Annotated in this window: 18 protein-coding genes, 1 tRNA gene and 1 pseudogene; 12 read left to right on the top strand and 8 right to left on the bottom strand. The window is 70.5% G+C overall.

Annotated elements, in window-relative coordinates; translation table 11 throughout:
- Positions 1–337 precede the first annotated feature (337 nt).
- The 4 genes from FB157_RS35220 to FB157_RS35205 form a co-directional block, all read right to left on the bottom strand.
- Entirely contained in the window at positions 338–1,171 is an 834-nt protein-coding gene (locus FB157_RS35220; RefSeq protein ID WP_145884764.1) for a class II glutamine amidotransferase, read from the bottom strand.
- The gene (locus tag FB157_RS35215; RefSeq protein ID WP_222440997.1) at positions 1,096–1,557 is read right to left on the bottom strand and encodes a carboxymuconolactone decarboxylase family protein; all 462 of its coding nucleotides are present in this window, start codon (positions 1,555–1,557) and stop codon (positions 1,096–1,098) included. The genes FB157_RS35220 and FB157_RS35215 overlap by 76 nt, the downstream gene beginning before the upstream one ends.
- 271 nt (positions 1,558–1,828) lie before the next feature.
- Positions 1,829–3,886: an elongation factor G gene (fusA, locus tag FB157_RS35210; protein WP_145884762.1), complete on the bottom strand. Its 2,058-nt coding sequence runs from the start codon at positions 3,884–3,886 to the stop codon at positions 1,829–1,831.
- A 361-nt stretch (positions 3,887–4,247) separates the two neighbouring features.
- Positions 4,248–5,219 carry a nucleotidyl transferase AbiEii/AbiGii toxin family protein gene (locus FB157_RS35205; RefSeq protein WP_261386730.1) on the bottom strand — a complete coding sequence of 324 codons (972 nt, stop codon included), beginning with the start codon at positions 5,217–5,219 and terminating at the stop codon, positions 4,248–4,250.
- A 216-nt stretch (positions 5,220–5,435) separates the two neighbouring features.
- Between FB157_RS35205 and FB157_RS35200 the strand changes: the two genes are divergently transcribed.
- The 10 genes from FB157_RS35200 to FB157_RS35145 all read left to right on the top strand — a co-directional run bounded on the left by FB157_RS35200 (position 5,436) and on the right by FB157_RS35145 (position 15,897).
- A complete protein-coding gene (locus FB157_RS35200) occupies positions 5,436–6,644 on the top strand; it encodes an Ig-like domain-containing protein (protein WP_186581835.1) in 1,209 nt (402 codons plus the stop codon).
- Positions 6,645–6,889: 245 nt separating this feature from the next.
- The gene (locus FB157_RS35195) at positions 6,890–7,804 is read left to right on the top strand and encodes an RNA repair domain-containing protein (RefSeq protein ID WP_145884808.1); all 915 of its coding nucleotides are present in this window, start codon (positions 6,890–6,892) and stop codon (positions 7,802–7,804) included.
- 517 nt (positions 7,805–8,321) lie between these two features.
- The gene (locus FB157_RS35190) at positions 8,322–9,806 is read left to right on the top strand and encodes a sensor histidine kinase KdpD (protein WP_261386728.1); all 1,485 of its coding nucleotides are present in this window, start codon (positions 8,322–8,324) and stop codon (positions 9,804–9,806) included.
- A 75-nt stretch (positions 9,807–9,881) separates the two neighbouring features.
- Positions 9,882–10,274 (top strand): roadblock/LC7 domain-containing protein, encoded by a 393-nt coding sequence (locus tag FB157_RS35185; protein ID WP_106960650.1) that lies wholly within the window; start codon positions 9,882–9,884, stop codon positions 10,272–10,274.
- A gap of 3 nt (positions 10,275–10,277) precedes the next feature.
- A complete protein-coding gene (locus FB157_RS35180) occupies positions 10,278–10,664 on the top strand; it encodes a DUF742 domain-containing protein (protein WP_145884759.1) in 387 nt (128 codons plus the stop codon).
- Complete coding sequence (locus tag FB157_RS35175; protein WP_145884757.1) at positions 10,642–11,265, top strand: ATP/GTP-binding protein; 624 nt, start codon at positions 10,642–10,644, stop codon at positions 11,263–11,265. The genes FB157_RS35180 and FB157_RS35175 overlap by 23 nt, the downstream gene beginning before the upstream one ends.
- On the top strand, positions 11,228–11,842 hold the full coding sequence (locus FB157_RS35170) for a GAF domain-containing protein (RefSeq protein ID WP_145884755.1): 615 nt from the start codon (positions 11,228–11,230) through the stop codon (positions 11,840–11,842). Before FB157_RS35175 ends, FB157_RS35170 begins: the two co-directional genes overlap by 38 nt.
- 704 nt (positions 11,843–12,546) lie before the next feature.
- On the top strand, positions 12,547–14,082 hold the full coding sequence (locus tag FB157_RS35155; RefSeq protein WP_261386727.1) for a cytochrome ubiquinol oxidase subunit I: 1,536 nt from the start codon (positions 12,547–12,549) through the stop codon (positions 14,080–14,082).
- Complete coding sequence (locus FB157_RS35150) at positions 14,079–15,068, top strand: cytochrome d ubiquinol oxidase subunit II (RefSeq protein ID WP_145884753.1); 990 nt, start codon at positions 14,079–14,081, stop codon at positions 15,066–15,068. The genes FB157_RS35155 and FB157_RS35150 overlap by 4 nt, the downstream gene beginning before the upstream one ends.
- Before the next feature lie 268 nt (positions 15,069–15,336).
- Entirely contained in the window at positions 15,337–15,897 is a 561-nt protein-coding gene (locus tag FB157_RS35145) for an RNA polymerase sigma factor (RefSeq protein ID WP_261386726.1), read from the top strand.
- On the opposite strand, the gene FB157_RS35140 is transcribed toward FB157_RS35145, so the two are convergent.
- Together FB157_RS35140 and FB157_RS35135 are read right to left on the bottom strand one after the other, a co-directional pair.
- Positions 15,876–15,963: transfer RNA gene (locus tag FB157_RS35140), tRNA-Leu, on the bottom strand. The two genes, FB157_RS35145 and FB157_RS35140, sit on opposite strands and share 22 nt — an antisense overlap.
- 183 nt (positions 15,964–16,146) lie before the next feature.
- A complete protein-coding gene (locus FB157_RS35135; RefSeq protein ID WP_145884749.1) occupies positions 16,147–17,688 on the bottom strand; it encodes an aldehyde dehydrogenase family protein in 1,542 nt (513 codons plus the stop codon).
- A gap of 359 nt (positions 17,689–18,047) precedes the next feature.
- Here FB157_RS35135 and FB157_RS35130 point away from each other — a divergent pair.
- Positions 18,048–18,221: pseudogene (locus tag FB157_RS35130) on the top strand (MFS transporter); the annotation flags it as partial.
- A gap of 78 nt (positions 18,222–18,299) precedes the next feature.
- Positions 18,300–19,517 (top strand): low temperature requirement protein A, encoded by a 1,218-nt coding sequence (locus FB157_RS35125; protein WP_145884748.1) that lies wholly within the window; start codon positions 18,300–18,302, stop codon positions 19,515–19,517.
- 41 nt (positions 19,518–19,558) lie between these two features.
- On the opposite strand, the gene FB157_RS35120 is transcribed toward FB157_RS35125, so the two are convergent.
- Together FB157_RS35120 and FB157_RS35115 are read right to left on the bottom strand one after the other, a co-directional pair.
- Positions 19,559–20,107: a GNAT family N-acetyltransferase gene (locus FB157_RS35120; RefSeq protein WP_145884746.1), complete on the bottom strand. Its 549-nt coding sequence runs from the start codon at positions 20,105–20,107 to the stop codon at positions 19,559–19,561.
- Positions 20,108–20,139: 32 nt separating this feature from the next.
- Positions 20,140–20,817, bottom strand: coding sequence for a GntR family transcriptional regulator (locus tag FB157_RS35115; protein ID WP_145884744.1), 678 nt, complete (start codon positions 20,815–20,817; stop codon positions 20,140–20,142).
- Positions 20,818–20,854 lie beyond the last annotated feature (37 nt).

Raw genomic sequence — 20,854 nt, 5'->3', positions numbered from 1 at the left:
GAGTCGGCACCGGTCAGGGTTTCCGCGTCGGCCGGCGTGGACGGTCAGCCCGGTGGGAGCCGGTGGAGCGCGTCTCACCGCCGCAGCAAGGCGGCGTCGTACGACCGCCAAGTGAGCAATGCGCCGCGCCGTCGACCGGCAGAGGGCCCGGCGCGCCGCCGGCCCGGCGAGGTCAGGCGCGCTGCCGGCGCCGCCTCGGCACCAGGGGATGCACGGCCTTCCCGGACGGCGGCCCCGGCCCGCGGCACCCGTAAGACAGTGCCGAGCGCGCGGCAGCGCGAGTCGGCTGCTTCGCATCGCGTCGCCCGGCGGTGGCGCGTACTCCACCGGACACCTGTCAGGGCTCCTCCGGCCGGAAGTCCTGTAGTACGTCCCCGCCCGGCTGGACGATTCCGTAGCTGTCCGCCGGGACCTCGATCCAGGCGCCGGGCAGGTCGCCGAGGGGTTCCGAGACCACCAGGCGGGTCTCGTCGGAGACGTCTCTCAAGAAGTCGGTCTCCGGGTGCAGGGCTCGTAGGTCCTCGACGCCGGCGCTGTAGTACAGCGACCTCGGCGTGCCCTCGCTGGCGTACCGGAAGGCCAGGAGCCGTTCCCCGTCGGCCACCGCGATCGTCATCTGCAGCGGGGCCTGCACCCCGTGCTCCCGGGCGATCCGCTCGACGAAGCCCGTCATACGGGCGACGGCACCGGGCGGGTCCTCCTCGAGTCCGAACGTGAGGGCCAGGTAGAACATCGCCTCGGAGTCCGTGGTGCCTTCGATCGACGCGAAGAGCTCCGGGGCGACGGCGAGGAGGAGATCCCGGCGGAATGTGTGGAAGCCCGCGATGGAGCCGTTGTGCATCCACATCCAGCGGTCGTATCGGAACGGGTGGCAGTTGGTCTGCTGCACCGCCGTACCGGTGGAGGCCCGGACGTGCGCGAAGAACAGGGGGGCGCGGACGTGTCCGGCGATCTCCCGTAGGTTGCGGTTGCTCCAGGCCGGGCCGATGTCGTGGAACACGGCCGGGGTGCGGGCGTGTTCCTCGTACCAGCCGATGCCGAAACCGTCGCCGTTGGTCGTCTCGACGCCCATCCGCGCGTGCAGGCTCTGGTCGATCAGCGAGTGTTTCGGGCGGTACAGGACCTCGTCCATGACCAGAGGAGTTCCCGAGTAGGCGAGCCAGCGGCACATGGTTCACGCCCTTCGCAGGTGATCGCGGCGGCCGACGGTCGTGCCGCGTCCGTTCCCGGCAGGTCCAGCCCGAAGCCCACCCCGATGTTCTGGGCCGCGGACACCGCACGGGCGCTGCCCACGACGGGGGCGACCGCCACGACCGTGCCCTGGATCTTCTCGATTGGGAGGCCGAGCTGTTGCGCCGTGCCGATGTCGAGCAGGTAGGAGGCCGGTGCGGCGTCCAGGGTCACCAGGGCGGCGATGCGGGCGAGCAGACGGCTCTCGGCATCGAGTCCGGACCGTTCTAAGGTGTCGAGCGTCATCCGGACGATCGTTTCGAACACAGGAGCGTTCGCCTCGGCGAGCGCGGCCGCGCCGATCGCGCCCGTGATGTCCTCGGTCATCTTCGCCTCACGCCTTCCGGGCCACCGGTGTCCATGTTCCACCTCATCCGGCTCCCCGAGTGAGCGCATCGCCCGGCGAGGGTGATTTTCCGGCCGTCCGGTGGCAGCCCGGGGACCGAGGACCGCCACTGTGTCCTCGGTCCCCGGGCGCCCGTCGTTCCGCTGCCGAGGTCGCGGGCCGGCCGGTGCGGGCACGAGGGGCGCGTGGCGCGCCCCTCGTGCCGGTGCGGCCCACCGCACGGGGGGCAGCCCACCGCACGGTGGGGCAGGGCTACCGAGCCGCTGCCGGCTGCGGCGCCGGCGCGTAACCTGCCGGCCGGGTGGTGAACGTGCCCCGCCCCTGGGTCCGGCTGCGCAACCGAGTCGCATAGCCGAACAGTTCGGCCAGCGGCACGGTCGCGGTCAGCACCGCCGAGCCGTTCCTGCTCTCGGACCCGTTGACCCGCCCACGCCGGGCGGCCAGATCACCGAGCACGCCGCCGACCGCGTCCTCCGGCACGGTGACCGTGACCTCGGCCACCGGTTCCAGCAGGGCCACCGCGCAGGCCCGCAGCGCCTCGCGCAGGCCCAGCCGGCCGGCGGTCCGGAAGGCCATCTCGGAGGAGTCCTTCACATGGGTGGAGCCGTCGCTCAGTGTGACCCGCAGACCGGTCACCGGATGCCCGCCCAACGGCCCCTCGGCCAGGGCGTCCCGGCAGCCGGCCTCGACGGCCCGCACGTACTCCTGCGGCACCCGCCCGCCGACCACGACGGACCGGAACTCGAAGCCGGTGGCGCCGGCTTCGGCCCCGAGCGGCTCGACGTCGAGGACGACATGCGCGAACTGCCCCGCCCCGCCGTCCTGTTTGACATGCCGGAAGACCAGCCCGCTCACCCCGCGCACGACGGTCTCCCGGTGCGCGACCCGCGGACGCCCCACGACGACTTCCGGTCCGCCGTCACGGCGGATCTTCTCCACCGCGACCTCCAGATGCAGCTCGCCCATCCCGGACAGCACGGTCTGCCCGGTCTCGTCGTCGGTGCGCACCACCAGCGAGGGGTCCTCCTCCGCCAGCCGCGCGAGCGCGCTCGCCAGCCGCCCGGTGTCGGTGCTGCGGCGCGCCTCCACGGCGACGGACACCACGGGCTCGGCGACCACGGGCGCCTCCAGGAGCAGCGGGGCACCGGGATCGCACAGTGTCGAGCCGGCCCGCGCCGACTTCAGGCCCGCGAGCGCGACGATGTCACCGGCGACCGCCCTGTCCAGCTGGACGTGCCGGTCCGCCATGACCCGCAGGATCCGCGCCACCCGCTCGGTGCGCCCGGTGCTGGGGTCCCACACGGTGTCTCCCTTCCCGATCGTGCCCGAGTAGACACGCACACAGGTCAGGCGCCCGATGCCGGCCGCGTTCACCTTGAACGCGAGCGCAGCGAAAGGCGCTTCGGGGTCGGCGGACCGACGCTGTTCGGTGTCGCCGTGGACACCGCGTACGGCGGGCACGTCCAGCGGCGACGGCAGGTAGGCCACCACCGCGTCCAGCAGTGGTTCGATGCCGCGGTTGCGGTAGGCGGAGCCGCACAGCACGACCACGCCGTCACCGGTGCGGGTGAGGTCCCGGAGGGCTGCGACCAGGGTCTGCTCGCTCAGAGCGGACCCTGCGCAGAACTCCTCCAGCGCGGCCGGATGCAGCTCGGCCACCGCCTCCTCCAGCACCCGGCGTCGCCGCAGGGCCTCCTCCGTCAGCGTCTCGGGAACCGGTCCCTCCACCGCCGCACCTCCGCCGCCGTCCCAGAGCAGGGAGCGCATGCGCACCAGGTCGACCACGCCGGTGAAGCCGTCCTCGGCCCCGATCGGCAACTGGACGACGAGCGGGGCAGGATGCAGGCGTTCCCGGATGGAGGCGACGGCCCGGTCGAGGTCGGCACCCGCGCGGTCCAGCTTGTTGACGAAGGCGATTCTCGGCACGCCGTGCCGGTCGGCCTGCCGCCACACCGACTCGCTCTGCGGCTCGACGCCGGCGACCGCGTCGAAGACGGCGATCGCCCCGTCGAGGACACGCAGCGAACGTTCGACCTCGTCGGCGAAGTCGACGTGGCCCGGGGTGTCGATGAGGTTGATGCGGTGGCCGTCCCAGCCGCAGCTGACGGCGGCGGCGAAGATGGTGATGCCACGGTCGCGTTCCTGCGGGTCGAAGTCGGTGACGGTGGTGCCGTCGTGGACCTCGCCGCGCTTGTGGGTGGTCCCCGTCGCGTACAGGAAGCGCTCGGTGACGGTGGTCTTGCCGGCGTCGACGTGGGCGAGGATGCCGAGGTTGCGGACGGTGGCGAGGGTGCTGAGGTTGGTACGCACGGCCCATGGCCTTTCTGCGGATCAGGAAACTGGGGCAGCGCGATTTCCCGTGTCAGGAGCGGCCGGACCCGGCCCGGCCGCCCACCACCGGGCGGGTGTGGGCTGTGCCGTGTGAGCTGGTGGTGAACCGGGTCAGAACGTCGTCACGGGCATCCGGTGCCGGCCGCGCAGCGGGCACCGGACGGACGAGGACACCAGGATCACCTCGGACCGCGACGGGGGGACGACGACGGCGGTACGGTCACGCACGGCCGGCTCCCCTCGGTGTCAGTGGTCACGAAACGCGCGGCCGAGATGTGTCGGCGCCGCGCGATGCAGGGTGAGTCTAGGGAAAGCGATCAGGAACCGAGTACCGATTTTCTTACGCGCCGACCGGTCCCAGCGCCCGGGCGAGCCGCAGCAGCCACTCCTGCGCCGTGCCGCGCACCCACGGATGCGTCTGCTGGAACACGGCCCAGTCCACGTCCCACCGCACCACCGCGGCCGGGCGCAGAGCGTCCGTCTCCGCGCACGCCGCACGACGGAAGACCGACCTCAGCAGACGCGGCGTGAGGGACGCCCCCTCCCCCTCGGCGAGGAGCACCGCGTCGTACAGGTCCTTGCCCTGCGCCCGGCCGTCGTCCCGGCTGTCGGTGTGCAGCCACAGCAGCTTCCAGGCCAGGGACAGCTCCCGGCTCGCGGTCCGCACCGCGCTGGGCGCTCCCCCGTCGCCGCGCGGTATCAGGGTCCACACCGGGGGCTCGGGAAGCAGTTCGTCGCGGGCGAAGTCCAGCCGCAGCTCGCCCGCGGGCACCCCTTCCCTGCGCCAGGGGATGAGCAGCCGTACCCCTGGTGTGTCGTACTCCGTGTACGTCCACGTGCCGTCCACGCGCGCCTTCTCCGCGTCGAGGAGCACACCCGGGGCCGCCCACGGCCGCTGCGCCACACGTTCGAGCAGATCCAGGTACGGGGGGCCGGATTCCACGACGTCCTCGTCGGGCAGCCAGTGCAGGCCCTCGGGCGGGAGAACGGGCCGCTGTCCGGCGGTGTCGAACTCCTCGTACGTCCAGATCTCGTACCCCGCCGCGCCGTCTGCGGCCTCCGGCCACTGCTGCACGGTGCCGAGCGCGTCGACGTACGGATACGGGTCCAGCGGATCGGCCCCGGTGGCGTCTTCCAGGACCACCCAGTCGAGATCGGCGGGCTGGCGCGCCGCGGCTCCCACCCAGGCCGGCATGACCATGCTTCCGCGCAGGACCAGGCTTCCGCTCCAGGGAGCGTCCGCGATCAGCCCCAGCACATGATCCAGACCCGCACGCCGGCCCACCGACTCGTCGCTTCGCTCCCCGTTCACGGGGCAGACCGTAGCGTCCACCACTGACAACGGTGCGTGAGGGGCGCGCCCGATCTGCGTGGACTGCGCCACAATTCCCTCCCTTAAGGAGGGATGAATGCGTAAAAGTGGTTCTTTGCAGGTGGTTGCACTCCTCCGTAACCAGCTCCAGGGAATCGACGACCAGTGGCATGGGAGAAGCGTTTGATCACGGTACGTAAGCGACGCAACGGGCTGATGGCTACGGCCGGCGTACTCGGCGGCGTACTCGCACTCACGGCGCTCGGCGGTACCAGCAACGCTGCCACCAGCGACAACAACCCCGGGAATCCCCCGAAACCGCAGACGCAGGCCGATCGGACGGGCACCCAGGACGTCTCCGACGCCCGAATAAAGATCACGTCCGGTGAGGGTTCCTACAACGTCGGGATCAACGACCCCGTCCAGGTCACCGTCAGCGACGGCAAGCTCACCAAGGTGACCATGACGGCCACCGCGACCGGTGCCGAGATGCCGGGCACCGTGTCCGCGGACGGCACGTCGTGGAAGCCGAACGGCCCGCTGGCCCCGGCTACCCGGTATCAGGTCGCCGCAGATGCCGTGGACGCCAAGAACGTCCCCGTCAGCGGGAACGCGACGATCACCACGGTCTCCCCGGCCAACAACTTCATCGGGCACGTCTCCCCCGAGAACGGCTCGACCGTCGGCGTGGGCATGCCGGTGACGGTCAACTTCGGCAAGGCGGTCGTCGACAAGGCCGCCGTGGAGTCGGCGATCCAGGTCAGCTCCAGCAGCGGTCAGCGGGTCGTCGGTCACTGGTTCAATGACAACCGCCTGGACTTCCGCCCCGAGAACTACTGGAAGCCCGGCTCCACCGTCACCGTCGGGCTCAACGCGAACGGCATCCGGAAGACGGTCACGTTCAAGATCGGCCGGAGCCAGATCAGCACCGTCGACGCAAAGACGAAGCAGATGACCGTCGTACGGGACGGCAGGACGATCAGGACCGTCCCGGTCTCGTCCGGCAGCCCCGAGCACCCGACGTACAACGGCCAGATGGTCATCTCCGAGAAGTTCAGGCACGTCCACATGAACGGTTCGACCGTCGGCCTCACGGAGAAGGACGGCAAGCCCTCGTACGACATCAGCGCCGTACCGCACGCCATGCGTCTGACCGACTCGGGCACGTTCATCCACGGCAACTACTGGGCTGCCGACTCGACCTTCGGCAAGGTCAACACCAGCCACGGCTGCGTGGGCCTGAAGGACGTCAGGGGCGGCGGCAACGACACGCTGCCCGCCGCGTGGTTCTTCGACAACTCGCTGATCGGCGACGTCGTGATCGTCAAGAACTCCCCGGACAAGGCCACGGTGGCCCCGGGCAACGGCCTCGGCGACTGGAACATGCCGTGGACCGAGTGGGTCGCGGGCAGCGCGACCGGCTGACGGCACGTCGCTCCGCGCACGGAACCTGAATCGCTCCCGCCGGGCGGCGGCCGACACCATGTCGGCCGCCGCTGCGGCATCAGAGCCGATCGCCGGCCCTGACGAGACGCCGCCTCGGCACATACCAGCCCCCCTCACGCACCGCATCCAATTGATCACGGTGAGCGGGAAACAGCCGTCGAGGACAGGGTGGCGGGTGGGCGGCACCCTGGAGGAGAAGGTGTGCCGACAGGAGGGGAGGCGTGATGCGAACCAGCGACGAGATCTATCACCGGATCCGCTGGGACCCCCGGTTCGACCCGGCCCGGTTCGTGCTGGGGATCCGCCAGCGCGGAGGTGCCGTCCAACGCGTTTCCCTGACGTCCTTCGTGCCCGGCGGCGACATCCCGTGGCACCGGGTGGTGTTCATCGAGGCGGACGGCGAGGTGATCTGGGACCGGGCCACGGGCGTGGACCGCATCGACGCCTCGGGCGCCGGCCGGGTGCCGGACCCACAAGCGGAACCGAGTTTCGAGATGCGCTTCGGCAGGGGTGACCCCGCCGACGTCCTCGGAGTGTCCCCGACCGCCCGCACAGCGGTGGCCTGGATCCCGCCGGCGGAGCTGTGGCCGTCGATCCAGGACATCCGCCGGGACTACGATCCGCAGATCCACCGCTGGCCGCCGCACGTCAATGTCCTCTTCGGCTTCGTGCCGGAGCCCGACTTCGAGCGGGCCGCCCCACTGCTCGCCGCGGCGACGGGCGAGATGCCGGTCTTCACCGCCCGGCTGGACGGGGTGCGCACCTTCCGGCACAGGGCGTACTTCACCGTGTGGCTCGACCCGACAGCAGCCGGCAAGGGCCCCTGGGCCGAGCTGCACCGCGTACTGCAGCAGCGGTTCCCTCGCTGTCGTGGGCCCAACGAGGACTTCACCCCGCACCTGCCCCTGGGCCGGACCCGGGATCCGCGGCGGGTCAGCGCCGACTGCGCCACCCGGCTCGACGCCATGACGGCGACAGTCTGGGAGCTCGTCCTGCTCTCACGCAGGGGCACCGGGCCTATGCGGCCACGGGCCACGGTCGCCCTGCGCACGGGCGAGGTCCGCCGGCTGCCCGCACCCGGCCTCGAAACGCCAGGCCCGGAGGACACGGCATGGCTGTCCGAGATCACCGACAGGTGAGGCCATGGTCAGGTGGGGCAAAGCGCCGCCAGGCATTCAGGTCGCACGGGTGGAGTGTTTGAGCTGCCGTTGACGAGCAGGCAGTGCGGATCCACTCCACCAGTCCGGGCTCGCCGCGCAGTTGTCCTGCCCGTGAGCTTCGGGCGCGCACCGCCTCAACACCGATGGGGCTGACCCCGCTCGACTCGCGGCTCGACGGAACTCCTCGTGGAGGCGTGGCGATTACGCACCAGCCTGCCGGTGACGGCCGCGGGCACCATGCTGCCCCCAGTGCTGGTGGCTCTGTCCCCACTCGCAGGCCTGCGACGCGCACTTCGGAATGACTGCAAAGGACAACGGTTCGATTTCTGTAGGCATCAGGGACTGACACCGGGGTACTGGTGCGCGATAACGTGCGCGCTCGGCCCGATCATCGCACTGTCCAGGGACTGTTATGCCTGATCCTTCCATGCCGCCGGACGACCGGCCGGCGTCGCCCGTGACGCCCCGTGTGACAGCCGAGTCGCGAGCCGGGTCCTTGAGACGGCGTCTGGTGCTGTCGTCCGTGCTGCCGCCGGGCGTGGTCGCCGTGACCGGTGCGGTGGCCACCGCGCTGGTCACCGATGGCCACCTGGACCAGGCGTACCAGGGCGTGGTGTTCGGCGGGGTGGTGCTCATCGGCACCATGGCGGCCGCGATCGCGGGCATACGGGCTTCGGCGGAGGCACGAGCCGTCACCAAGCACTGGGCGGAGCTGTCCCGCGCAGCCGACCGAAACCGTGCCGAGCTGGCCGAGCTGACCCGTACCGCAGCTGAGGGCAGGGCCGAACTGGATTCGCTGTGCCGTCGGTTGCGCGCCGGGGAGCGGCCTGTGCGGCGCCGGCCGGAACTGCCGCCGCAGACCGGCCCGGACGCCCTCTCCCGCCTCGGATTCGAGATCGCTGTGGCCCGGCACGAGGCGGAGGCAGCCCTGCTGGAGACCGCCGCCTCTGCGGTCGGTGCGGAACACAACTCACGGCTGGAGCAGTTCGAGGTGTTCGCCAACCTGGCGCGCCGTCTGGAGTCCCTGGTGCACCGCGAGATCGGCCTGCTGGACAACCTGGAGAACGAGGTCGAGGACCCCGACCTGCTCAAGGGGCTGTTCCGGGTGGACCACCTGTCCACCCGGATCCGCCGCTACGCCGAGAACCTGGCCGTGCTCGGCGGCGCGAACACCCATCGTCAGTGGACCCGCCCCGTCAGCCTGACCGACGTGCTGCGTTCCGCCGTCGCCGAGATCGACCAGTACGCCCGGGTCAAGCTGGTCCCGCCCGTCGATGGATCGGTCAGCGGCCACGCCGTGGTCGACGTCGTCCATCTGCTGGCCGAGCTGTTGGAGAACGCGACGGTCTTCTCACCGCCGCAGACCACCGTGCACGTACGGGTCGAGCCCGTCGCCGCGGGGGTGGCGATCGAGGTCGAGGACCGGGGCCTGGGCATGTCCCCGGCCGAGCGCAGCCAGATGAACACCGTTTTGAGTGCACCCGACAAGGTCGCCCTCGGCGAGCTGCTGCAAGACGGCCGGATCGGCCTGTACGTGGTCTCCGTGCTGGCTCAGCGGCACGACATCGCCGTGCAGTTGCTGAGCAACGTGTACGGCGGCACTCAGGCCGTCATGGTGCTGCCCGAGGCACTGCTCGGTCCGCAGCCGGCGGCTCCCGCGCCGGCGCTCCACACCGTCCCGACCCCTGACGCGGAGCCGCACCACCTCGTGGAGCCCGAGGCGGCGGACCCCCGGGCGGCGGAGACGACCGTCGTTACGGATCCGGGCGTGTCCGATTCCGGACCCGAGCCGGCCCCGGTCCGCTCCGAGGGCGAGGCCGACCGTCCGCGGCTGCCTCAGCGCCGCCGCCAGGACCACGCCGCCGAACCGCCGCAGCCGGTCCGCGGCACCGGTGCTTCCGAGGACACCGCACACGACCCGGGCCTGATGGCCGCATTCCAGACCGGACTACGCAGGGCCGAGGAAGCGGAGACGCCCTGAATGGCCGAGGCCGCCCTGAAGGCCCGGTGTCCGTGCAGCAAAACGTTTCCTTCTGCCGAAGTGGAGTACACGATCGTGGCGAGCGAAGACCTTTCCTGGCTGTTGACGGGTCTGGTGAACCGGGTGCCGCACACCCGAAGCGCGTTGTTGCTGTCCTCGGACGGGCTGGTGAAGGCAGCGGAGGGGCTCGACAAGGACGCCGCGGACCAGTTGGCCGCCCTCGCCAGTGGGCTGTACTCGTTGGCGCGCAGCGCGGGCCGGCACTTCGACGACGGCGGTGACGTGCGACAGATCGTGACTGAGCTCAGCACCTCGCTGCTGTTCGTCTCGTCCGCCGGGCACGGCGCGGTGCTGGCGGTGCTGGCCGGACGCGACGCGGACGCGGCGGTACTGGGCTACGAGATGGGGATGATGGTGAAGAGCGTGCGCCCGCACCTGGCCACACCGCCCCGGCACCCGGTGGGGTGACCGATGACGCCGGTCCTCCCGGACGGCCCACAGCTCGACGAAGCGGCCGGGCGGCTGGTCCGTCCCTACACCCTGAGCGACGGCCGGACCAGGGCCACGTCCCACTTCACGCTGGTGACCACGGTGCGGGCCACGGGCGCCCAGACGCAGGGCGCTTTCGGCCTGGAGCATGCGCAGGTGCTGGCGCTGTGCGAACAGCCGGTGAGCGTTGCCGAGGTCGCGGCCCGGATGCAGGTGCCCGCCGCCGTGGTCAAGGTACTGCTGTCCGATCTGGCCGAAGGAGGCGCGGTGGTCGCAGGTGATACGCCCCCGGCGCCCACGGGCCACTCCGCACGACCTGATCGAGACCTCTTGGAAGCGGTACGCGATGGCCTCCTCAAACGACTGTGACCCGCTGCCCGCCGAAGTCCTGCCGGTGGGAGTCAAGGTGCTGATCGCCGGCGGGTTCGGCGTGGGAAAGACCACCTTCGTCAACGCGCTCAGTGAGATCGAGCCGCTGAGCACCGAGGAGATGCTGACCGCCGTCAGCGCGGCCACGGACCGGCTGGACGGAGTGGAGAACAAGGCCACCACCACGGTGGCCCTGGACTTCGGCCGGATCACGCTCAGTCCGTCCCTTGTCCTGTACTTGTTCGGCACGCCCGGGCAGGAGCGCTTCTGGTTCATGTGGGACGAACTCTCCGAAGGAGCGCTCGGGGCGGTGGTTCTCGCCGACACCCGCAGGCTGGAGCACTCATTCGCGGCGGTGGACTTCTTCGAGCGGCGCGGCATTCCCTTCGTCGTCGCCGTCAACGAGTTCGACGGGGCTCACCGCTACCGCGGGGAGGAGGTGCGGACCGCGCTCGACCTCAGGCAGGAGGTGCCGGTGGTGCTGTGCGACGCCCGCGTCCAGAACTCGGGCATACGCGTGCTGCTCGATCTGATTCAGCATCTGATCACGACAAGGAGTTCCCATGGCAGCGACACCGACCAACTCTCCGTCCGGGCCTGAGTCCGGGATCGCCCTGCGCCATCTGCTCCTCCCCCCGGAGGATCCACAGGTGCGTGCCCGATCCGAGCGGCTGCGCGAGCTGGGCATCGTTGCCCGTCCGGATGCCGAACTCGACGCCTTCGCACGGGAGCTGGCACACCGTACCGGCGGCTGCTACGCCGGGGTCAACTTCTTCCTCGACGCCGATCGCCAGTACTTCGCGGGGTTGTACAGCGCCGCGCAGGACACCACGGCCCACGTGGGGCCGCCGTTGCTGGAGGACCCGGTGCCCGGCCGCGTCATGCCCCGCGACATCGACATGGGCATCTGCCCGCACGTGGTCAAGCGCCGCCGGGCGCTGGTGCTGGAGGACATCCGGGACTTCCCACGGTTCGCCGGCAACCCGGTGGTCGACGCGATCGGCGTCCACTCCTACCTGGGCGCACCGCTGATAGACAGCACCGGCGTGGTGCTGGGCACGATCTGCGTGGTCGACCAGGACCCACAGCCGTGGGGGCGCAAGGGGCTGGAAACCATCAAGGCCATGGCTGCCGAACTGGTCGGGCGGCTGGAGGAGTCGGCGCACCGCCGCAGCTGACCGGCGCAGCCGGACTCGAACGCGGCCGCCCCGGAGCGCCCCCGGCGCGGCCGTCCCGTGCCCCACCGCTTGCGGGGGCCCTTCGGTGGGCCATCGGGGAGCCGGGTGCGGTCGGCCCGTGCTCATCGCCGGCTCCTCCGCCCTCCTGGCTTCCCCGTGACCCGGCGCAGCACGCCGCTGGACACCGAGGGCCCGACAGCACCCTCCCCCGCTCCAACGGTGAGCTGGTGTCTCGTAGCGGGTGATGAGCGCGTCCATGGCCTTCGGGTCGATCAGGCCGCGCACGGTGAGCAGTTGTTCGAGTGCCTCGGTGCGCAGCGCCACGGAAGGGCTCTCGTCGGAGCCGCCGGTGGTGGTCATGCGGTGGTCTCCAGGCAGCTCTCGTACAGGCGGTCGTCGAGGAGATTCTGGCCGATCCGCCCCGGCACATCGGCCGGATCTATGAGCTGACCGGTCCCCGATCACAGGACATCGCCGCTGGCGGGCAGTGTGCTGCAGCGTTTCGGCATCTTCGAGGCCGCGCGAGCGCCTGCAGTCTCATTTTGGAGGGGGTCAACGAGGACTGACGCCGGTGTCCCCATGGTCGTGACCGATTCGGCTGGATGGCGCTCGAACCATTGGCCCTATCGGTGCAAAAGCGCGAGGTCGTCAGTCGTTGAAGAGGACCGTGGCCAACCCGCTCATTAGCGTTCCGACGTGAACGCATGGCGAGTCGGATCGTCATGGCCCAGAGAGACCGCATCTCGCCGTACGCGTCACGCTCGACACCCCGACCACGACGACTCGCGAGCCGGCTTTTTCCGTCCGGGCTGAAAAGAGAACCCATGCTAGTGCCCTCTCTGCTCGGGGTCGCCGACCCGCCGCAGCTCCTCCCCGCGCGTGAGCAGATGGCCTTCACCCTGGGCTTCCACATCATCATCGTGCCCTTCGGAGTCGCGTTCACATTCATGATGCTGATCTGCCACTTCCGCGCATTGCGGTACGGCGATCAGCAGGCATTGCTCCTGGCGCAACGCTGGTCGCGGGTGGCTGCCGTGCTGTTCGCGGTCGGGGCCGTCTCGGGCACTGTTCTGACGTTCGAGCTGGGTCTGCTCTGGCCCGGGCTGATGGGTGCGTACGGCGCGGCGTTCGGGTTTCCCTTCGCCATCGAGGGACTGTTCTTCTTCCTCGAGGCCATCTTCATGGCCATCTATATCTACGGCTGGACAAGGCTGCCGCCGTGGCCGCATTTCTTCACTGGCGTGGTGGTCACGCTGTCCGGCGTCGGCGGGACGGCGGCCGTCATCGCGGCGAACAGTTGGATGAACCAGCCAGGGGGGTTCACCGTCAGGAACGGACGCGTCACCGATGTGGTTCCGTCCAAGGTCTTCTTCAACGGCGCCTTTTGGTGGGAGATGGTGCACATGCTGGTCGCGGCGTACATCGTCGCGGGCTTCATGGTCGCCGGGGTGTACGCCTGGGGTCTGCTCAAGGGGCGTCGGGACCGCTACCACCGACTGGGCTTTTTGGTGCCCTTCACCGTGGCGTCGATCTCTATGCCGCTCCAGTTCCTGGTGGGTGACACGATCGCCCGTCAGGTGTTCGACCGGGAACCGGCCAAGTTCGCCGCCTTCGAACTCGTGCCGTCCACCGCCGACCACGTCCCGGAGACACTCGGCGGTGTCATTGTCAACGGAGCGGTACGCTTCGGCCTTCCCATTCCCGATGTGGCATCACTGCTGGCCGGTTTCAGGCCGTCCATCACGATCCGTGGCCTCGACGCCATCCCCGCGCCGGTGCGTCCCGACGACGCGGTGGTCAATGTCGTGCATCTGGCCTTCGACGTCATGGTGGGAACCGCCTCGCTGCTGCTCCTGCTGTCCCTGTGGTTCGCGTGGTTCTGGTGGCGGCGGCGCGAGGTGCCCGCGAACCGCTGGTTCCTGCGCGGTGCCGGCGTGGCCGGGCTGGTCGCCCTGGCCTCCTTGGAGAGCGGATGGGTGGTGACCGAGGTCGGCCGCCAGCCCTGGACCGTCGTGGGTGTCCTGCTGACCCGGGACGCGGTGGCGACACAGGGCAACCTGTGGCCGTTGTTCGCAAGCGTCCTGGCCATCTACCTCTGCGTCGGCATCGGCGCACTCCTCGTCCTGCGCACCATGCGCAGAAAGTGGTCCGAACACGACCCCGAGACCGTCGCGGTGCCGTACGGACCTTATCCGGCACCGGCGTCGACGGACCACGCGGACGGAGCTGATGGGCGGTGAGCACCCTGATCGCCGCCATCCTCTTCATCGGCGTCATCGCCTACGCCCTCTTCGGCGGAGCGGACTACGGCGCCGGCTTCTGGGACCTGACGGCCGGCGGCCCCGAACGGGGGCGCCGCACACGTGAGCTGATCAATCTCTCGCTGAGCCCGGTGTGGGAGGCCAACCACACGTGGCTCATCTTCTGTCTCGTCACGCTCTGGACGGGCTTCCCTCAAGCCTTCGCTGCAATCACCACGACGCTCTACATCCCTTTGGGACTGGCCGCGCTGGGCATCGTCACCAGAGGAGCGGGGTTCGCCTTCCGCCACGCACTGCCCGAGGGCCGGGCAGAACAGCTGAGCAGCGCTGCTTTCGCCTGTTCATCCGTGCTCACACCGTTCTTCTTCGGCACCGTGGCCGGCGGCATCGCCTCCGGCCGCGTACCCACGGACGGCCACGGTGACCCCCTGTCGAGCTGGGTCAACCCGACATCCGTCCTCGGCGGTGTCCTCGCCGTCGTGGTCTGTGCGTATCTCGCGGCCGTCTTCCTCACGGGACAGGCACAGCGCCGTGGGGACGAGCCGTTGGAGAAGGCGTTCCGTGAGCGGGCCTTCGCAGCGGCCGTCGCAGCCGGACTGGTGGCCGTGGCGGGAGTCTTCGTGCTGCACTCGGACTCGCCGCGCCTGTTCCACCAGCTGGCCACGGTGGGCGCACCGCTCCTGGCCGTCTCCGTCCTCTGCGGTCTCACCGCACTCCTGCTGCTGCGCAGGGCCCGCACCGTCGTCGTACGCGGCATGGCCGTGATCGCGGTCGCCACTGTCGTAGCAGGGTGGGGCGTGGCGCAGTACCCCTACCTCCTGGGCACCCATCTGGTCATCCAGCAAGCGGCGGCCCCGTCGGCCGCCTTGTGGGTGCTGTTTGTGATCTCCTGCGTCGCGGCCGCACTGATCGCCCCCTCGCTGCTGGTGCTGTATGTCCTGCAACTGCGCCGGAAGCTCGGCTGAGAGGGTCCCTGCTTCGGACCAGTAAGTCCTCGCCGGGCTGATGTCATCATCGACGTCGTGTCCTGGCACGCCTCCGACCGGTTCGAGACCCCGAGTGCGCTCGCCGAGCGGCAGACGGCCGGGGTCACAAGCCTTGCGCTGTCACACGCGGCGACCTGTGGTGACCCGCGACGACCTCTCTCGTTCAGCGCTGCCGCGTACCCTGCCCGAGCTGCTGAGGGCCGGCACAAAAACTTCTTCGAACTCTCGCGTTGCACCTTCGCGGGTGGTGGACACGTTCACCGATGTCTACCGCGCTCAGTACGAGGACGGGCTGCGCTTCGTCCGCCGGCGTGCTCACCCGATGAACGTGGACGACATCGTCGGTGAGACGTTCCTCGCCGCGTGGCGTCGTCGCGGCGGGCTGCCCGAGGACCCACGCCCGTGGCTCTTCGGCACCGCGCGCAACGCGACGCTCGACGCCCACCGCGGGCATCGCCGCCAGACGGCTGTCGCGGTCCGTGTCATGGAGAACGGCGGCGAGGACAGCTACGACGGTCTGGCCCAGGGCGAGGAGCGGATGGACCTGGTGACCGCCTGGCGGCGGCTGTCGGCCGCCGACCGGGAAGTACCGGCGCTCCATGTCCGGGAGGGCCTCACGGACCGGGACGCCGCCTCGGAGACAACGCTCAACGTATCCGAGCCGCCGACGTCGAGAAGAAGGAGCCCCTCTGCGAGGCCCTGGGCATCACGATCACGTACGACAACGCAACGAGGACCGCGACCGTTAGGTCGAGGCCCTCGATTCCGTATCGCTATAAGGAGTGCTGGTGTCCGAGGGGGGACTTGAACCCCCACGCCCGATAAAGGGCACTAGCACCTCAAGCTAGCGCGTCTGCCATTCCGCCACCCGGACCAGGTGTCTGTCGCCTTGCGGGGGCTGTTCCCCGCGGCGACATGGACAACAATACCAAGGTTTCGGAGTGCGTTTCACCTGCGTATCCGTGTGGTGAGCGGTGGCCGGGGCGCGACTGTGCGCCCCGGCTGACGGGGTGTACGCAGAGTGATCAGACGTGCGCGGAGCGACAGGACGTGGTGGTCAGGGCATGAGCTGGTAGTCGGGGAAGTTCCCGGGCAGCCGCTCGCTGGCCGGGCCGCGGGTGACGGCACGCACGAGCAGTTCACCGCCGACGAATGCGCCGCGCCAGGAGGCGCCGAACCCGCCGAACAGTTCGTCGCGGTCCCCGCGGGAGCGGGGCGTGCCGTGGCCGACCTTGAAGGCTCGGATCTGCGGCGCCAGCCTCTCGAACGTGGCCCTGTCGTCGGTGGAGAGCGTCGCGACCAGGGCGCCGTTGGAGGCGTTCATCGCGGCCAGCAACTCCGCCTCCGTGTCGACCAGGACGATGGTGTCGACCGGGCCGAAGGGTTCCGCGTGGTGGAGCGGGGAGGAGCGGGGCGGGTTGAGCAGGGTGACCGGGTGGACGTAGGCCGAGGTGTCCTGGCCGGGCAGGAAGCGGGCATCGGCCTCCTTGCCGCGGTACAGGGGGACGGCGCCGCGGTCGATGGCCTCCGTGACCTGGTCACGCAGCTCCTTGGCCTTGGCCGCGTTGATCACCGGGCCGAAGTCCAGTTCCGGGCAGGGGTCGTCGCTTCGCTGCACGGCCAGGGGGTGGCCGACCCTGACCCTGCGGACGGCCGGCAGGTACGCGGAGAGGAACTGGTCGAAGAGGTCACGCTGGACGACGAAGCGCGGGTAGGCCGTGCAGCGCTGTTTGCCGTATTCGAAGAGTTTGGGGACGACCGCGGTGAACGCGTCCCAGTCCGAGTGGTTCCAGATGCCCCAGGTGTTCAGGCCCTCCTGCTCCAGTACGTGCCGTTTGCCGAGGTCGGTGACGGCCGTGGCGACGGCGGCGCCGGTGTCGCGGCCGCCGACGAAGGAGACGCAGCCGATCTCGGGCGCGCGCACCAGCGCTTGCGACAGTTCGCCCCCGCTGCCGCTGACCAGGGTGACGGGGATTCCCTCGCGGGCGGCGAGCGCGCAGGCGAGGGTCAGGCAGGCGACCCCGCCGTCGGTCGGGGTCTTGGCGATGACGGCGTTGCCCGCGAGTGCCTGGACCAGCAGGGCGTGGGCGAGGACGCTCATCGGGTAGTTCCAGCTCGCGATGTTGGACACCGGGCCGTCCAGCGGTGCCCGGCCGGCGATCATCGGCTCGATGCCGTCCACGTACCAACGCACCCCGTCGATGGCCCGGTCGACGTCCGCCTGGGCGAGCCGCCACGGCTTGCCGATCTCCCAGACGAGCAGCAGTGCGAGGAGTTCACGGTGGTGCGTGAGCGCGTCGAGGGTGGCGGCGACCCGGGCCCGGCGTTCGGCCGGCGGGATGTGCCGCCAGGCGCGGTGCTGGTCGAGCGAGGCGCGCACGGCCTGCCGGGCGGCGGCCCGGTCCAGCCGTGGCGGACCCGCGATGGGGGTGCCGTCGACCGGGCTGATGGCGGGCAGCGCCCGGCCGTCCGCGTGCCAGGCGGCGTTCCAGAGGTTGAGGACGCGGTCGTCCCGGAACGCCTCGGGCGCGGCGGCGAGGCAGCGCTGCCAGGCCTCGGCCCAGGACGTTCCGGCCTTGAGGGTGAGGGTGGGTGCCATTCGCATACTCCGCTCTCGGTGCACGGTCGAGAGGAAAGGGCCGCGGGACCTTCCGGGGACCCGTGGGCCTTCCTTGGAAGGGTGGTGGCGGGGGTGCAGGAGGTGCGGGGCCGTCCGGCGCACGGCTCGCACCGTCGTAACGCCGGACGTCTTGCGCGGGAGCCGCGGCAGTGCCCGAGGATTGCGCGGGAGCCGCGGCAGTGCCCGAAGAAGCTACCGACGGGCCCGGGATGCCGACAGTCACCGTGCGCCGACTATGAGTGAAGTCACTGCGCTCCGGTCAGCCGCGCGAGGACGAGTGCCGCCGTCCCGTTCGGGGTCCTGCCCACCTGGACGCCGGCCGCCTCCAGCGCCTCCTGCTGTTCGGCGGCGGCCTCGGCTCGATGGCGGTCGGTGCGTGGGGCTACGACGGGGCCTATGCGCTCGCCGGTTGTGTGCCGACGGTGACGGCGACCATCGTCCTGCTGCTCCGGCAGCCGCGCCGGACCGGCGGCACGACGGCCCCGGCAGCACGACCGCGGACAGCCCCCTGACGGCCAACTCCGCTCCTCCCAACCGGTGTTCCCCCTCTACGATCTGCTCACCGATCTTCGGAGGGGGAACATCGCACCATGGACAGGGACACGGACACCACGCCCGCGCCCAGAGGCACCGAGGAACGAGGACGCCGGGTCAGCAGCCTGGAACTCTTCTTCGACCTCGTCTTCGTCTTCACACTGACCCAGCTCACCGTGCTGCTGGCACACGACCTGTCGTTCGCCACGGCCGCCCGTGTCGCGCTGATCCTGGTCGTGCTGTTCTGGATGTACGGCGCCTACGCCTACCTCACCAACCAGGTGCCGCCCGACCGCCCGTCGCGGCGGCTGCTGCTGATGCTGGGCATGGCCGCGTTCCTGATCTGCGCGCTGGCGATCCCCCGGGTCTTCGACGACACCGGCGTGGTCTTCGGACTGGGCTTCCTGCTGGTGGTGGTCGTGCACACGGCGCTGTACACACGCAGCCACGGCTGGGACTCCATCTGGTACGGCGTCCCGAACGCGCTGGCCGCTCTCTCCGTGACGGCCGCGGGCGGCACCGACGGCCTGACGGCGGACGGTCTCTGGCTGCTGGCGATCGCGCTGCAGTTCGTGACCCCGTTCGTCGCCGAGCACGGACCGGGCCGCAGGGACGGCCGCAGCGCGGCGACGCTCCGGGTGCAGCTGGGCACCCTGGACCCGGCACACTTCGTGGAACGGCACGGGCTGCTGCTGATCATCGCCTTCGGCGAGTCCGTGATCTCCATCGGCGTCGGCATCGGTGATCTGCCGCTCACGCCGGGCCTGTTCGGCGGGGCGTTCCTGGCGCTGGCCCTCGCCATCGCGCTGTGGTGGACGTACTTCGTACGCGACGAGGAGGGCGCGGAGGCCGCGTTCCGCGCCACACCGGCACCGCAGCGGTGGCGGCTGGCGATGAACGCGTACTACTACGCGTTCCTGCCCATGCTGCTGGGCATCGCCTTCCTCGCGGCCGGCGTGAAGAAGACCCTCGGCCACCTCACCGAACACCCGCACTGGGGCCCGGCCCTGGCCCTGGCGGGCGGTGTGGCCCTGTTCCTGGCCGGCGACGCGGCCTTCCGCGCCACCCTGAACCTCCGCCCGATCCGTTTCCGCGCCGCCGCGTCCCCCCTCGCCCTGCTGACGTCCCTGCCGGCCGCCCGTCTCCCGGCCTATGTCGGACTACTGCTCCTGGTAGGGGTGTTGACGGCGATGCTGGCGGTGGAGGCACGTTGCTGCACGGCGACGGGCGAAGACGCATCGCCTGCTCCGGATCCGGCTCGGATCGCACGGTGAGCCACCCGCGGCCGCCGGCACCGCCTGGAGCTGGACGCCCCCTACCGCGGGTGCGCAGGACGATGCCCCTGGGCCGCCGTGTCCAGGAAGATCCAGTGGTCGTCCGGCAGGCCGGCGGGCGCCGGTGGGGGTACCGGGCGGGTTTCCTCGTGCCAGGCGGAGCCCACGGCGGCGGTGGCGATGCCACGCCAGAAGCGGGCGGCGCCACTGTTGGCCTCCTGGAAGGCGATGGCCCATGCGCCCGGGCGGGAGCTCAGGAGCTGGAGAGCGGCCTGTCGGCCGACGCCGCGCCTGCGCAGGGCCCGTACGACGAAGAACGCGGAGATCGAGGTCGAGCCCTCGGGCAGGGGACAGGTCAGGACGAAACCGCCCGGGGCCGTGCCGTACCGGATCAGCAGGGCCTCCCGCTCCGGCTCGTCGAAGAACAGCGGGAGGCCGCGGAACCCGAATCTCCCGTCGGCCGCGGGGAGATGGCCGAGGAACTCCGACATGTCGTGACGGTACAGCTGCGTCAACTGCTCGATGACGGGCCGCAGTTCGGCAGTGGCGGGGAGGAGTGTGACGGGCGCGGAGTCAGTGGTCGGTCCCATCCGGGGATTCTCGCACGCGTCGCCGACTGCGCTCAGGACGCGTTCTGTTCGTGGTACGAGCGGCGGGTGTGCTCCGTGTGTTCGCGCATCAGGTGGGTGGCGCGCTGTTCGTCGCGGGCGGTGATCGCAGTTGTCAGCTCGCGGTGTTCGATCCAGGACTGCTTTCCGCGCTGCCTGGCCACCGGCGTGTAGTACCAGCGGACCCGGCGGTCGACCTGGCCGGCCAGTCCGGCGAGGACGGTGTTGCCCGCCAGCTCCATCACCTTGGTGTGGAAGGCCGCGTTGAGGGCGACCGAGCGGTCCACGTCCTCGGCCGCGACCGCCTTCTCACCCTCGGCGCACAGCTCCTGCAGTGCTTGGATCCCTGCCTTGTCGGCGTTCTGGGCGGCCAGTCGGGCCGCCTCCGCCTCCAGGAGGGTGCGGACCGTCAGGAGTTGGTCGGCCTCGTCCTGGGTGGGCTCGTGGACGAACGCGCCCTGCGCGGGACGCAGATCGACCCAGCCCTCGGTGTTGAGCCGCTGCAGCGCCTCGCGGACCGGCTGGCGGGAGACACCCAGGTGTCCGGCGAGTTCGCTCTCCACGAGGTGCTGGCCGGGCCTCAGGGCGCGGGTGGTGATCAGCTCCAGCAGTGCCTCGTAGACACGGTCGCGCAACGGGCCGGGCCGTTCCAGCCTGGGTACGGCTCCCTGCGGCAGTCCGGTCGGCAACATCGCGGTCCCCTCCAGGCTGTTTGCAGCGCGCGATGGA

The organism is Streptomyces sp. BK340 (genome assembly GCF_007827595.1).
Lineage (GTDB): Bacteria > Actinomycetota > Actinomycetes > Streptomycetales > Streptomycetaceae > Streptomyces.
Note: the sequence above shows the minus strand (reverse complement) of the source record. Positions and strands in the feature narration are given on the sequence as shown.

What these genes read in the sequence shown, in the direction of transcription:
- FB157_RS35220 (WP_145884764.1), bottom strand. Translation starts at nt 1,171, where the DNA reads ATGTGCCGCTGGCTCGCCTACTCGGGAACTCCTCTGGTCATGGACGAG.
- FB157_RS35215 (WP_222440997.1), bottom strand. Translation starts at nt 1,557, where the DNA reads ATGACCGAGGACATCACGGGCGCGATCGGCGCGGCCGCGCTCGCCGAG.
- FB157_RS35200 (WP_186581835.1), top strand. Translation starts at nt 5,436, where the DNA reads ATGGCTACGGCCGGCGTACTCGGCGGCGTACTCGCACTCACGGCGCTC.
- FB157_RS35195 (WP_145884808.1), top strand. Translation starts at nt 6,890, where the DNA reads ATGCGAACCAGCGACGAGATCTATCACCGGATCCGCTGGGACCCCCGG.
- FB157_RS35180 (WP_145884759.1), top strand. Translation starts at nt 10,278, where the DNA reads ATGACGCCGGTCCTCCCGGACGGCCCACAGCTCGACGAAGCGGCCGGG.
- FB157_RS35175 (WP_145884757.1), top strand. Translation starts at nt 10,642, where the DNA reads ATGGCCTCCTCAAACGACTGTGACCCGCTGCCCGCCGAAGTCCTGCCG.
- FB157_RS35170 (WP_145884755.1), top strand. Translation starts at nt 11,228, where the DNA reads ATGGCAGCGACACCGACCAACTCTCCGTCCGGGCCTGAGTCCGGGATC.
- FB157_RS35155 (WP_261386727.1), top strand. Translation starts at nt 12,547, where the DNA reads ATGGCGAGTCGGATCGTCATGGCCCAGAGAGACCGCATCTCGCCGTAC.
- FB157_RS35135 (WP_145884749.1), bottom strand. Translation starts at nt 17,688, where the DNA reads ATGGCACCCACCCTCACCCTCAAGGCCGGAACGTCCTGGGCCGAGGCC.
- FB157_RS35125 (WP_145884748.1), top strand. Translation starts at nt 18,300, where the DNA reads ATGGACAGGGACACGGACACCACGCCCGCGCCCAGAGGCACCGAGGAA.
- FB157_RS35120 (WP_145884746.1), bottom strand. Translation starts at nt 20,107, where the DNA reads ATGGGACCGACCACTGACTCCGCGCCCGTCACACTCCTCCCCGCCACT.
- FB157_RS35115 (WP_145884744.1), bottom strand. Translation starts at nt 20,817, where the DNA reads ATGTTGCCGACCGGACTGCCGCAGGGAGCCGTACCCAGGCTGGAACGG.